This window comes from Flavobacterium sp. ASV13, from assembly GCF_000745775.1.
Classification (GTDB): Bacteria; Bacteroidota; Bacteroidia; order Flavobacteriales; family Flavobacteriaceae; genus Flavobacterium.
Genome location: NZ_JQJY01000002.1, coordinates 350,653 through 364,522, shown reverse-complemented (window position 1 = coordinate 364,522; position 13,870 = coordinate 350,653). Strand labels below are relative to the sequence as shown.

Sequence of the window (13,870 nt, the reverse complement as noted above, 5' to 3'; positions counted from 1 at the left end):
TTTGTTACTTTGTCCCTTCAAAAAAAAATCCGCTTCTTTTGCATCGAAGAAGCGGATAAAATAAACTAAAAAAAAATTCTAAAAAATAAAATCAAAAAACTTGGACTAAAACAAGTCCGGGTTATATCCAAAATAAGGCACGATTTGTTCATTAAAAATTACGCCGTATTCTTCTAATTCCTTTAAAATGGGTTCGTAAACTTCTTTTTTAATTGGAAGTTGAACGCCTGGAGTTGTGATTTTTCCATTCAAAATTAACAATGTTGCCATCGCAACCGGAAGCCCAACTGTTTTTGCCATTGCGGTGTAAGTTTGGTCGTCGCCAATGCAAACCATTTTTGAGTCAATTTGTTTCTTCTCGCCGTTTAGTTCGTAACCAAATTTATGATACATGACAATCATGTCTTTGTCTTCAGTTTCCAAAGTCCAACTGTCAGTCAATATTTTTTCTAAAATCTGAGCCGGAGTTGCATTTGGAAGATTCACTTTTTTATTGGGATTGAATAAATCCAGTTCCAAAAGTTTATCCCACATAATATCGTCCTGGTCAATTTTCAGAATGAATCTTGTTTTTATTTCAACAGAATCCGTTGGATGATAAGGCAAAAACGAATTCATAAATTGACGGTAACTCATGTTTTCAGAATCTTCGATAACATAACTGTCATCCGTCATTCCGAGTTGAACAAACATATTCCAGGCTTTTGAAAAACCAACTCTTCGAATTGTTCCTCTATATAAAGTCAGGACATCATCAAGTCCGTAAACCGATCTGTATTTAAGCGAATCTCTGTTTGAATACGCTTCAAATTTCCCATAGCCTTCAACCTCGAGAAATTCAGTTCTGCGGAACAAGGCGCTGTACGGGATGTATTTATAAGTGCCCTCCTGAATAAATTTAGCCGCACCGCCTTGTCCAGCTAAAACTACATTTCTTGGTGCCCAGGTAAATTTATAATTCCATAAATTATTGTCAGATTCAGGTGCTACAAGTCCGCCGCAGAAAGATTCAAACAAAAGCATTTTACCGCCTTTTGATCGAATTTCATCAATTACTTTCATGGCGCTCATATGATCAATTCCGGGGTCAAGACCAATTTCGTTCATGAAAATCAAATTGTTTTTTTTTGCTTCTTCATCAAGCGCCTGCATCGCGTCACTTATATAAGAAGCTGTAACAAGGTGTTTTTTAAAATGAAGGCAATCTTTGGCAATTTCAATATGTAAATGTGCCGGAAGCATCGAAATGACAATGGAAGCTTTTTCAATTGCCGATTTTCTTTCTTCAGCATTAAAAATATCTAAAGCAATTGGAGTCGCATTTGGGTGCTTTTGTGTCTTTTTTTCGGCCAATGCCAAAGATAGATCCGCAACAACCAAATGAAGGTTCTCGCTCTCCGATTTTGAAAGTAAATAACGAATCAGTGACGACGCTGAGCGCCCCGCTCCAAAAATTAATATGCTTCTCATATTTTATATTTATAACACAAATATATTAAAATGTTATAAATATAACAATGTGAAATAAGAAAAAATGTAATTTATTTTTGAAATAAGTTAAAATGTAAATATTTAAGTTTCTGAGCTATTTTTTGGCAAAAAGCAAACGCTTTTTTCTAATTGTATTGAGTATTTTTGCATAGTAATTAGAAAACAAAAACATGAAAAGAAGAATAGTTTTGACGGGAGCTTTTATCGGAATGTTAGCTATTATTTTAGGAGCTTTTGGAGCTCATTTATTAAAAAAATATTTATCTGTAGAAGAACTAAATACTTTTGAAGTTGGAGTTCGTTATCAAATGTATCATGCTTTCTTCTTATTTTTTGTTTCGACCAGAAAAGATATTGCTGAAAAAACCTTAAAAACAATTTATAATTTGGTTCTTGGAGGTGTTATTCTTTTTAGCGGTTCGATTTATTTATTGGCTACAAAAAACTTCACTTTATTCGATTTTAAATTTATAGGATTCGCAACACCTTTAGGCGGAATGCTATTAATTTTCGCTTGGTTGACCTTATTTGTTACTATTTTGAAGCAAAAATCATAAAATCCCGAATAAAAAATTCTATCTGAAAATTAATATTTAATTTTGTCTCATAAATAACATATAATCGTATTTGTGTGAATTTATTTTGTTTTTGACTTTAAAAAGAGAAAAATATAACAAATTGACACAAAAGGTTATAAGATAACAAATTAGAAGCTCTTATTTTTTTATTTTATTGAATTTAAAGTTCAAATTTTGCTTTTTTGACATAAATTAAAGTGAAATTGAAATATTTTTAAAGGATTTACAATAAATCTGTAATTTTGCATTCTATCAAACATCACACACAACTTAAAATTTATGGACACTAACACACTTTTCTCGCAATCGATTTCGTTAAAAGAATTAGGAATTGAAAATGCTAAAGTTCGCTATCAATTATCCCCAGATGAATTGCATGCCATTACTTTACAGTCAGGCCAGGGTGTCGAAAGCTCAACAGGAGCATTGGCTATTAATACAGGTGAATTTACAGGACGTTCTCCACAAGATCGTTTTATTGTAAAAGATGCGATTACAGAAGATAAAGTTTGGTGGGGAAATGTAAATATTCCTTTTGCACCAGAAGCTTTTGAAAAACTATATAATAAGGTAACAAAGTTTTTATCAGACAAAGAAGTTTTTGTTCGTGATTCATACGTTTGTTCTGATGACAAGTACAGATTAAATGTTCGAGTTGTAACTGAAACGGCTTGGTCAAACTTGTTTTGCTACAATATGTTTTTAAGACCAGAAGAGTCTGAATTAGCAAATTTTACTCCAGAATGGACAGTAGTTTGCGCTCCAAGTTTTATGGCAGATCCTGCTGTAGACGGAACGCGCCAATCTAATTTTGCAATTTTAGATTTTACTAAAAAAATCGCTCTTATTGGTGGAACTGGTTATACAGGAGAAATGAAAAAAGGAATTTTCTCTGCGTTGAATTTCATTTTGCCAGTTTTCAAAAATACACTTCCGATGCACTGTAGTGCTAATGTTGGTAAAGACGGTGATACTGCAATTTTCTTCGGATTGTCAGGAACAGGAAAAACAACTTTATCTGCAGATCCAGAACGTAAATTAATTGGAGACGATGAACACGGATGGACAAGCGAAAATTCAGTTTTCAACTTTGAAGGAGGTTGTTATGCGAAAGTAATCAACTTATCTGAAGAGAATGAACCAGATATTTACAGAGCAATCAAAAAAGGTGCGCTTTTAGAAAATGTGGTTTTCAAAGCTGGAACTAATGAAGTGGATTATGATGATGTTTCGATCACTCAAAATACACGTGTTAGTTATCCAATAACACACATTGACAATATTCAGCCAGGTTCAATTGGCCACAATCCTAAAAATATTTTTTTCTTAACGGCAGATTCTTTCGGAATTTTGCCTCCAATCTCAAGATTGACTCCAGGTCAGGCGGCTTATCACTTTATTTCTGGATATACTGCAAAAGTAGCTGGAACTGAAGCTGGTATAACTGAACCACAGCCAAATTTCTCAGCTTGTTTTGGAGCGCCTTTCATGCCTTTGCATCCAACAAAATATGCTGAAATGTTAAGCAAAAAAATGAAAGATGCAGGAGTAAAAGTTTGGTTGATTAACACTGGATGGACTGGAGGCCCTTACGGAACAGGAAGCCGTATGAAACTAAAATATACTCGTGCTATGATTACTGCCGCATTAAACGGAGAACTGGATAATGTAGAATATAAAGATCACGCAGTATTTGGAATTGCAAAACCACAATCTTGTCCAAATGTTCCTGAGGAAATTTTGAATCCAAGAAATACTTGGGCAGACAAAGATTTATACGATAAAAAAGCGTTAGAATTAGCTCAGAAATTCAAAGCTAATTTTGCCAAATTTGAAGAATTTGCGAATGCTGAAATTTTAGCAGGAGCACCGATTACAGAATAAAGGGGCAATTACTAATTCAAAATTAAAAAAGCTGTTCAATTTGAACAGCTTTTTTTTGTTTTCAATCGCAGAAAAAATAAATAAATAAACACTGAAAACTGCGACCGAAAACTTGAGACTTATATCTTTATTTTTTTGATTCGTCAATACGTTTTTGAATCAAATCCCAAGCGTAATAATGAAATGTCATTCCGTTGCTCATTGCTACGAAAAGTCCGTTTTTATATGCTCCGCCTAAATTTACACTTGTAACATCGGCACCGTCGCATTCAATTGTTGAAGTTGGAACTTCAGCCAATAAAGGATGATTGTTTGGATTTCCTTTTGCGCCTTCTCTCGGGTAAACCATAAAAGAATTTGCTTGTTGATTTGAAACTAGAATATATCCTGTAGAATCGGTTCTCTTGTAAATCGCAATTCCTTCATGATCAGCTTTGAAATCTTTTTGGCCGAAGAAAGCCAATTCTTTATTATCGTTTAAAGCTGGATTTGCTTTGTATTTTCTAATTCCAACTTGTTCGTCACAATAGTAAACGAAACCTAATTCGTTATCAACAGCAATGGCTTCAATTTCTTTTTTGCCGCTGTAAGTTCCGAATTTACGAACCACTTTTGCAGAAACATTTTTTCCATTTCCTGAAAGTTCATATTGCCATAAATAACTTCCTGAAGGTCCGGTTTTTCTTCCTACAATAGCAAAAATCTTTTTATCGCTTGGACGTGTATAAAGTGCAATTCCCATTGGATCTTTTTCTGAATCTCCTTCAAAAACTGGAATTCCACCGTTGTCAATTGGTTCTAAATCAGGTAAACTGAAAATTCTGATTTTGTTGCTTTCGCGTTCTGTGGTAACGGCAATGTCCACTTTTTTTCCGTCAATTAGTAATCCGTAAGCGATATCAACATTGTTTGGTCGCTTTAATGGAATTGATTTTTTAAGGATTTTCCCTTTCAAATCAAAAGCATATAATCCGCCGTCTGTATCTTTATCAGTTCCAACGATTATACTTTTTGAAGCATCAGTTGGGTGAATCCAAATCGATGGATCATCTGTATCGTGAGGCAAAGCTTGAGTAACAGTTGTCGGTTTTACGGCATTTGGTTGTACGGGAGCTAATTTATCGTCCTTACAAGCAGTAAAGGAAACTGCTAAAAGCAAAAGAGCAACTAAAGATTTATTTTTCATTATGTTATATATTTTAATGCAATTAGACAGAGCGGTAAACTCTGTCTAATTTAAGAATTTTAAAAAACAGATTTTACAAGTCTAGTTTCAATCCGAAATTGTAACGTGCCTGGTAATATTCAGCTTGTTTTGTGTGCGCTTCAACACCTTGATAGTAGCGTAATGGCTGATTTGTCAAGTTGTTAGCTTCGGCAAAAAGACGAAGTTTTGGCGTGATTTTATAAGAAGCATTTGCATCTAAAAAGAATTGCTTGTCATAATAACTGTCTTTATACGATTCTGAACCCAATTCATCTAAATAATCAGAAGTAAAGTTTGTCGAGATTCTTGCAGAAAAGCGTTTATTTTCCCAAGATAAAGATCCGTTGAACATGTGTGGCGTTGTTCCTGGAAGACTGATGTCGTTTCTTTCGTTTCCATCTTCATCAGAAATTCCTTTAGCTTTAGATTTTGTGTAAGTGTAATTCACATAAATACCAAAACCTTTCAAAAATGCACCTGGCAAGAAATCCAATTTACGCTGAAAAGCAACTTCAAACCCGTAAACGTCTACAATATCACCATTTCTAGATTGAACAAAAGACCAGTTTTCTCCAGCTGGAATAGGATTTGTCTGATTTGGGAAATCAGCAGCAAATTTTGCATCTGTATATTGATTATCACTATAATTATAAATGAAATCATGTAATTTTTTGTAGAAAACACCTCCAGAAATCAAACCAACAGATTTGAAATAATTCTCGGCCATGAAATCATAATTGTATGAATACGTTGCGTTAAGATCTGGGTTTCCAGCTGTAATTTCTTTATCAGCAGCAATATTATTTACATATGGCGCTAATGCATAATAGTTTGGACGTGCTAATGCTGTAGTTGCAGCAGCTCTTAAAACTAAGTCTTTTGTGGCATTGTACTGAAATGAAATACTTGGCAATAAGTTAGTATAAGAGTTTGTTGTGTTGATTTGGCTTTCTAATTCTTCTTCATCTAAAACTCGGTTTCCTGTATAATCAATGTGTGTATTCTCAACACGGAAACCTAAAACCATTGAAAGTTTATCATTAAAATCTTGATCCCATCTTACATAGGCAGCAGTAATTCTTTCTTTAGCATTGTAGTTTACAGCCAAATATTCTGCTGGATCTGCTTCTTTGTCGAATAAAGTCGGATTGTTTAAATCCAAACCTCCTAAAAAGGCAGCCGAAGCAAAAGTTCCCGGTACATATTTGCTTCCCGGATTGAAGTTTTTTCCGTCGTAATAACTGGTTGGAACTTCAGATAATAATTCCATTCCGTCGTTGATTGGCTCGTAAGAATAGAACGAATTGTTTCTTTCTTTTTCTTTCAAACGAAGTCTAAGACCTGTTCTCAATCTTCCTTTTTCTCCTGGAATTACAGAGAATGGAAAACGGATATTTACTTTAGCACCAAATTCGCTTTCGCTAGTTTCATCTGTATTTTCGGTAACTGAATCAAATTTGAATTCGTCTACAGATTCGCCAACAGTTGTCATTAAAGGAAATCTTGGATCAGATAAGTCTTCCATCATTTCCAAACCTTTCTGGCGGTATTCGATATAACGCTCTTGCGGACGATATTCTCTCGCTTTTGCATAATTGGCAGACCAATCCAAATCTAAAGTTGAATTGATTAAATGTTCTCCACGAAGCGAATAATTCTGAACGCGCTGATCTTCTAATCTTCTGTTTTTGTTTCTGTTGTTGTCAACTCCACCTTTTGTCTGACGTTTTACACGGCCTTCAAAACCAGTGATTTCTTCGCCGTTGTAAATTGGCTCGATATCATCATAAGTGGTTCTGAAACGATTTTCGCGATCATCTCTCCAGTTATAAATTGCATTGGCAAAAATGGTATTGTTTTCGTCAAATTTATAATCTAAAGCTACAGAAGCGCTTCGGCGAATACGTTGAACATCATATTTTCTGATTTCTGAAGCTTGTAAATATTCGTTTCCAAAATCATCTTTTACCCATTCGTTTTCGATGTTATCAGATCCGTAATCTACATTATTATATGATCCGCTGAAAACAACTCCTAATTTGTCATTTGCAAATCGGTTACCATAAACTAAACCTGCAGTGTATGAAGCGTGTTCACGAATTGGCAAGTAACCTCCGGCAAGTGTTGCAGAAATTCTTTCACCGTTTGGAGTTGCTCTTGTAATTAAGTTTACAGAACCTCCAATTGCATCGGCATCCATGTCTGAAGTCAAAGTTTTGTTTACTTCGATTGTCGAAATCATATCAGACGGAATCAAGTCCATTTGTACGTTTCTGTTATCTCCTTCAGCCGATGGAATTCGGTCTCCATTTAAAGTAACCGAGTTCAAAGACGGAGCAAGACCTCTAATAATAATATTACGCGCCTCACCTTGGTCATTTTGCATCGTGATACCTGGAACACGTTTTAAAGCATCTCCAACATTGGCATCAGGAAAACGACCCATTTGATCTGAAGAGATTACGTTTCCGATGTTTTTATTGTTTTTTTGCTGATTCAGCGCTTTGGCCTGACCTTTCAAAATGTCTCCAACCACAACTTCATTCAACTCAGTTCCTGAAGTTTTTAGGGCAAAATCAATTACGTTGTTTTTTCCTTGTTCTACCGTAATTTCTTTTGTTATAGAAGTGTATCCAATATATTTTACTTCAAGTTTATATGTTCCAGCATTTATGTTTAATAATTCGAAACGGCCGTTGTAATCTGAAACCGTGTATTTGTTTTCGCCTACGATTTGAATCATCGCTCCAGGCAAAGGAAGTTTGTCGTCAATATCTAATACTTTTCCGGAAATTATTGCTTTTTGAGCATAACCTGAAAAGGCCAATAGCATAAATGTTACTAATAAATAAATTTTTCTCATTGTGTTTTAGTTTGATTTCCTGCGAAACTAGAACCTTTATGTTATTTAAAAAGTTGAAAGAAATTAACATAATGTTATGATTCCTCTGACAAAAAATGAACTTATTAATGTTAAACTAACACTTATTTGTTTAAAATAATTTAATGTGCAAATGAAAACAAATCAACTATTTACCTCAGAATTAAATTTTTGGCGCTAAATTTGCCTTATCAATCACAATCAAAAATCATCAATCATGTTAAAACAATTTTTTATCCTTTGTTCCGGTGCCGACCGAGATTTGTTAGAAGGATGCTCAGAAGGCGAACAAACCAAATATGTTGGTATTGGTGCCACCGTGTTTTTTACCGCAGTTATGGCTTTTCTGGCCAGTGCTTATGCACTTTTTACTGTTTTCGACTCTATTTACCCGGCTTTAATTTTTGGATTTGTCTGGAGTTTGCTGATTTTTAATTTAGATCGTTTTATTGTTTCTACTATTAAGAAAAGGGATCGTTTTATGGATGAATTCCTGCAGGCGACTCCACGTATTGCTTTGGCGATTATTATTGCGATTGTAATTTCGAAGCCTTTAGAAATTAAAATTTTCGAAAAAGAAATCAATACCGTTTTATTGAAAGAAAAAAACGAAATGGAATTGGCCAATAAAAAACAAATTGGAACCTATTTCAAAACCGATTTAGATAAGAATAAAGCAGAAATCGCCGCTTTAAAAGCTGATATTGTAAAGAAAGAAAAAGAAGTAAATGCTTTATACTCGACTTATATTACAGAAGCAGAAGGCACTGCTGGAACTAAAAAATTGGGAAAAGGCCCGGTTTATAAAGAAAAACGAGAAAAACACGATGCCTCTCTTAAAGAATACGAAACTTTAAAAGCGACAAACGAAGCTAAAATTGCCGAAAAAGAAAAAATCGGAAAACAATTGCAAGCCGATTTAGATAAGAAAGTTTCGCAAACACAACCAATTATTGAAGGTTTCGACGGCTTAATGGCACGTATCAATGCATTAAACAAGTTGCCTTGGTTGCCATCATTTTTTATAATGCTGTTGTTTTTGGCAATCGAAACTTCTCCAATTATTGCCAAATTATTAGCGCCAAAAGGGGAATTCGATTTCAAACAAGAAGAAGCTGAAACCGCAATGAAAGCGACTTTGACGCAAAATAAATACCAACGTGATTTATTAGTAAAAACCAGCGCCGAAATGCACGATAAAGTTTACGCTGATATCGCCGAAGATAAAACGCTCTATGATCTTCAGCGAAAAAACGCAAAAGAATTACTGGAACTTCAATCGAATAGTTTTGTAGAAAAACAGAAAGCAACTTTGTAAATTATTTAACTGCAAAGAACGCAAGGTTTTTTCGCAAAGGTTCGCAAAGTTTTTTATAAAAAATAAAACCCATCAGTTATGCTGATGGGTTTTTCTTTGCGAACCTTGCGTAAGTCTTAGCGACCTTTGCGGTTAAGCTATTACATATAACTTAAAATCTCTTTTTTATAAGCATCATATTCTCCTTGCATGATTAAACCGTTGTCAAGGAGTTTTTTGTAATTCTGTAATTTATCAAAAAGTTCTTCTTTAGATAAATCGCTTAATTTGCGCTCTCCAGTTGGCTGAGTCGGAAGCGGTTCATACGTTTCTGTAACAGCTGGAGCAGCAGGTAAAATTTCAGCAAAGCTTGTTACTTCTTCTGTTTCTACTTCTTCGATTTCTTCCTCTTCTTCTTCAAAAACAGGTTCAGTTGTTTCTTGAACAGGAGTTGCGGTTTGAACTGGATTTTTTAATAAATCTAATTGTTCTTTCGCGTAAGTATAAATTTTTCTAGCCTGAATTTTCGGAATATAATCAATAGAAACTGCTAAATCAGTTTTTGTTCCAAATGAAAACTCAGAACCCAAAATGTTTTCTTTTACAAAAGTACTTGCAATATCATCCCAAGTATAATCTGTAAAATCCATAGAAAGACCTAAATTTTTAGGCTTACAGATGATGATACGCTTGTTTGTTAATACAATGCTATCAGGAAAAACAGTAAGAGCAGGCTTTTTTTGCACTGCGATGTATCCAACTTCTTCGCCTTTCATTAATAAGTCTGTAAGTTTCGAAGTGATTTTTTCAATCGCTTTTGGATCTTGTTCTTCGTTCAGAAATTTTTTAAATTGTTCTTTCATTGCTTTTAAGTTGCTAAGTTTCAAAGCTGCCAAACAGCTAAGTTTTTTTTCTAACGATGCAAATGTAATGCCTAATTTTCTAATTGCTCCGCCTGTTCGGTAAAAAATTTACCTCGGGTCGATAATTTCACTCTGAATTTTCTTTGTCAAACTTTTGAAAACCAATTCATACGAATGATCAATAAGTTCTTTCACAAATTTGTCCGGCAAATTTCCGTTTAAAGCCACGGTATTCCAATGCACTTTGCTCATATGAAATCCAGGTTTTATTTCGTCATATTCAGCTCTAAGTTCTTCTGCGCGGTCCGGATCACATTTTAAATTGACTGACGGCTCATTTTTTTCCCATTGTGAAAGAGAAGATAATGCAAACATTTTTCCGCCAACTTTAAATACCAAAGTATCTTCATCAAAAGGAAAATGTTCGCTGACACCTTTTTTCGAAAGACAATATTCGTAATACGTTTCTAAATTCATAATTCGTTATTTACCGATTTCTCCTAAATGTGTGTATTTAAAACCTTTCTCGTATTTCAGGCCGTAACCAAAAATTCGATCCATTGCCGAATGTGAAAATAAAATAATTCCGGCTAACTGCAATAATTCATTTTTCAAATAAAAACCTAAAACATATAAAAGAATGGCAATTCCTTTATGATGAAACAAATTATATAAAACTGCCCCGACTTTGTTTCCAAACGCATAACCAATCATCGATAAATCAGGCGCTAAAATTAAAGCCAAAAACCACCACCATTCAAAATTTAAACGATTGAAAAGGAATATTCCAAGAATAAATAAAGCCGTTTCTTCTAGTTTTAAGACTGTTTTCATTTGACAATTTTTTCCATCATCTTTTCAGGATGATTCAGTTTAGTAAATCCGAATTTTTCGTATAAAAAGTGAGCATCGCTTGTCGCCAATCGCCAGATTTTTACTTCCTGAAGCTGTGGCTCGTTCATCATTGATTCAATTAAAATCGAAGAATATCCTTTTCCGCGATGTTCTTCAGTGATAAAAACATCCATCAAATAAGCGAAAACCACATAATCGGTAATTACGCGTGCGAAGCCAATTTGTTTATCATCCAAATAAATTCCAAAACAAACTGAAGAATCGATTGTCGTCTGAACTTCTTCAATTGTTCGTCCGGCAGCCCAATAAATATCTTTTAAAAAGTTCTGTATAAAAGGGACATCAAGTTTTGTTTTATCTGTAGAAACGCTAATCATTTTAATCTAAAATTTTGTATAAAATTGGTTTGCTCGGACTTGCATCATTTTCAAACGAAGCGATTTGAAGGTTTAGTATATAATTTCCATCTTCAATTTCATCTGGGACATAAATCATTTCGGTGATTGTGGCATTTAATCTTGCATCCTGATTTAGATTGTGTGTGTCTTTTACATTCCAAAACGCTTTGTGCGCTAATAATTTTCCTTCGTCATGTTCTTTGTCAACACTTGGCAAATCGATCAATAAATGTTGAATTTCGCTTTCGCGGATGAAAATCGCAGCTTCTTCAGATAAATAAGGTGGATTTGTATTCGAATATTTTCTTGACTTTTTGTCTTTTTGATTTGGAAGTGTTCGAATTATTAAAGCTTCTGTTTTGTCATTTACCAAAGCTGAAATTTGCTCTTTCGTAATCACAAAATCATCTCCAATTTTCTCTGGTTCAACCGTAATCAATTTAGCCATAAAGAAAAACTGTTTAAGCGATTGATTGATGCTATAAAAATCATTCGTAATATGTCCCAAACATTCCGTATGCGTTCCATGCCCATGCGGATTGAAGAAGATATTATTAAAGTTCGTTGATGATTTTCCTTCGGAAACTTTTCCAATCCAGTCGCCAAAAACTACTGGTTCAATAACAGGTTTTTCGATGTACCAGGCAATTGGGTTTTCGTCTGTATTAGTTAATGGAATCGAGATATCAATGGGTTTTGATAAGTCGATTTCGAAGTTGTTGATTTTTCCTATCATAATTTAACCGCAAGGTTCGCTAAGGTTTACGCAAAGGTCGCTAGGATTTTATTAAAGATTGTTTGCTATTCTTTTAACTCCATGTTTTAATAATGCAACATTAAAATTCATTAATAATCCTAGTTTGCAATTTGTTAGTTTTAAGTAAGTCAATAGTTGAGCAAAATGAACTTCATTTAAACAATCGACTGCTTTTATTTCCAAAATTAGTTTATTTTCTACTAAAATATCTAATCGATAACCAACATCTAATTTCACTTCTTCATAAATCAGAGGTAAAGCTTTTTGTTTTTCAACAGATAAACCAAGTTTTCTTAACTCATAAAATAGACATTCTTCATAAGCACTTTCTAAAAGTCCAGGACCTAAAGTTTGATGAACTTTTAAGGCTAAATTAAATACAATTCGGGATAAATCATTCTCTGACATAAAATCAATATTAAAACTCAAATATAATATTTGAAAATTTTAAAATATAATTTTATTCCTACAAAATAAAAATAGCGTTCTTTGCGTAATTCTTAGCGAACTTTGCGGTTAAACTTCAGAATCTAAATAAAATAAATCTGAAGCAATTCCATCCGTTAAAAATTTTCCTTTTGGAGTTGGTTTTAAAATATTATTTTCGATGGAAAGCAAATCATCGCTTAAGAATTTATGAGCTTGTTTTTTCAGATAATCCAAATATTCCAAACCAAATTCATTTTCAATTCTGTCCAAAGAAACGCCCCAAATCGTTCGTAAACCCGTCATAATATATTCATTATAACGATCTGAAATCGTCAAAATCTCAGTTTCAATCGGAAGTTCATCATTCTGAATCGCTTTCAAATACAAAGAATTATTCGCAATATTCCAGCCTCTTTTTTCGCCATCATAACTATGTGCCGAAGGTCCGATTCCGATGTATTTTTTGCCAAGCCAATATGCCGAATTGTTTTTGGAGAAATAATTCTCTTTTCCAAAATTGGATAATTCATAATGAATAAAACCGTTTTTTTGAAGCATTTCAACCAAAATCATAAAATGGTTAGAAGCGACTTCATCTTGAGGTTCAGCAATTTTTCCGGTTTGAATTAATTTGCTTAAAGCTGTTTTCGGTTCAACCGTCAAAGCATAACTTGAAATATGCGGAATGCCGAAATCTAAAGCCGTTTGAATATTTTGTCGCCACATTTCGTCGCTCATTCCCGGAATTCCGTAAATCAAATCGAGTGAAATATTATCAAAATATTTAGTTGCTTCTTCTAAACATTTCTTGGCTTCCGCCGAATTATGAGCGCGGTTCATCATTTTCAAATCCTCTTCATAAAATGACTGAATTCCGATGCTTAAACGATTTATCGGACTTTTAGATAATTCCAAAATTCGCTCGGAAGATAAATCATCCGGATTGGATTCAAGCGTAATTTCCGGATTTTCAGCAACTTTATAATTTTTATAAACTTCAGCAATTAAAAAGTTTATTTCCTCATTTGATAAAACAGAAGGAGTTCCTCCACCAAAATAAATGGTTTCTACAATCTCATTTTCAAACTCATTTTTGCGTACAGTGATTTCTTTGGCTAATGCCAAAACCATTTCGTCTTTCTTTTTCATTGAAGTCGAAAAATGAAAGTCGCAATAATGACAAGCCTGTTTGCAAAAAGGAATATGAATGTAGATGCCGGACATTTTTGA

At 33.9% G+C, this 13,870-nt stretch carries 13 protein-coding genes; 3 read left to right on the top strand and 10 right to left on the bottom strand.

From position 1 onward, the window contains the following. Window positions 1-105 precede the first annotated feature (105 nt). Window positions 106-1,470: a saccharopine dehydrogenase family protein gene (locus GQ47_RS05335; protein WP_035645927.1), complete on the bottom strand. Its 1,365-nt coding sequence runs from the start codon at window positions 1,468-1,470 to the stop codon at window positions 106-108. A gap of 191 nt (window positions 1,471-1,661) precedes the next feature. On the opposite strand from GQ47_RS05335, the gene GQ47_RS05330 reads away from it, so the two are divergent. Next, entirely contained in the window at window positions 1,662-2,048 is a 387-nt protein-coding gene (locus tag GQ47_RS05330; protein WP_035645925.1) for a DUF423 domain-containing protein, read from the top strand. Window positions 2,049-2,348: 300 nt separating this feature from the next. Further along, on the top strand, window positions 2,349-3,953 hold the full coding sequence (pckA, locus tag GQ47_RS05325) for a phosphoenolpyruvate carboxykinase (ATP) (RefSeq protein WP_035645922.1): 1,605 nt from the start codon (window positions 2,349-2,351) through the stop codon (window positions 3,951-3,953). Between the two features lie 127 nt (window positions 3,954-4,080). Here the strand turns inward: pckA and GQ47_RS05320 are convergent, their stop codons facing one another. Together GQ47_RS05320 and GQ47_RS05315 are read right to left on the bottom strand one after the other, a co-directional pair. Further along, complete coding sequence (locus GQ47_RS05320) at window positions 4,081-5,139, bottom strand: phytase (RefSeq protein ID WP_035645919.1); 1,059 nt, start codon at window positions 5,137-5,139, stop codon at window positions 4,081-4,083. A gap of 73 nt (window positions 5,140-5,212) precedes the next feature. Beyond that, window positions 5,213-8,023, bottom strand: a complete 2,811-nt coding sequence (locus GQ47_RS05315; RefSeq protein WP_035645916.1) for a TonB-dependent receptor — start codon at window positions 8,021-8,023, stop codon at window positions 5,213-5,215. A 235-nt stretch (window positions 8,024-8,258) separates the two neighbouring features. On the opposite strand from GQ47_RS05315, the gene GQ47_RS05310 reads away from it, so the two are divergent. Next, window positions 8,259-9,359, top strand: a complete 1,101-nt coding sequence (locus GQ47_RS05310; RefSeq protein WP_035645912.1) for a DUF4407 domain-containing protein — start codon at window positions 8,259-8,261, stop codon at window positions 9,357-9,359. Window positions 9,360-9,499: 140 nt separating this feature from the next. Here the strand turns inward: GQ47_RS05310 and GQ47_RS05305 are convergent, their stop codons facing one another. The 7 genes from GQ47_RS05305 to hemW all read right to left on the bottom strand — a co-directional run bounded on the left by GQ47_RS05305 (window position 9,500) and on the right by hemW (window position 13,864). Beyond that, window positions 9,500-10,201, bottom strand: a complete 702-nt coding sequence (locus GQ47_RS05305; RefSeq protein ID WP_035646832.1) for a PH domain-containing protein — start codon at window positions 10,199-10,201, stop codon at window positions 9,500-9,502. A 108-nt stretch (window positions 10,202-10,309) separates the two neighbouring features. Then, complete coding sequence (locus GQ47_RS05300; protein ID WP_035645909.1) at window positions 10,310-10,678, bottom strand: MmcQ/YjbR family DNA-binding protein; 369 nt, start codon at window positions 10,676-10,678, stop codon at window positions 10,310-10,312. Between the two features lie 6 nt (window positions 10,679-10,684). Then, complete coding sequence (locus GQ47_RS05295) at window positions 10,685-11,035, bottom strand: DUF4260 domain-containing protein (protein ID WP_035645907.1); 351 nt, start codon at window positions 11,033-11,035, stop codon at window positions 10,685-10,687. After that, complete coding sequence (locus GQ47_RS05290; RefSeq protein ID WP_035645904.1) at window positions 11,032-11,433, bottom strand: GNAT family N-acetyltransferase; 402 nt, start codon at window positions 11,431-11,433, stop codon at window positions 11,032-11,034. The genes GQ47_RS05295 and GQ47_RS05290 overlap by 4 nt, the downstream gene beginning before the upstream one ends. Before the next feature lies 1 nt (window position 11,434). After that, window positions 11,435-12,190, bottom strand: coding sequence for a cyclase family protein (locus tag GQ47_RS05285; protein WP_035645901.1), 756 nt, complete (start codon window positions 12,188-12,190; stop codon window positions 11,435-11,437). A gap of 51 nt (window positions 12,191-12,241) precedes the next feature. Next, window positions 12,242-12,619, bottom strand: a complete 378-nt coding sequence (locus GQ47_RS05280; RefSeq protein ID WP_035645898.1) for a GxxExxY protein — start codon at window positions 12,617-12,619, stop codon at window positions 12,242-12,244. Between the two features lie 108 nt (window positions 12,620-12,727). Continuing rightward, window positions 12,728-13,864, bottom strand: coding sequence for a radical SAM family heme chaperone HemW (gene hemW, locus GQ47_RS05275; RefSeq protein ID WP_035645895.1), 1,137 nt, complete (start codon window positions 13,862-13,864; stop codon window positions 12,728-12,730). Window positions 13,865-13,870 lie beyond the last annotated feature (6 nt).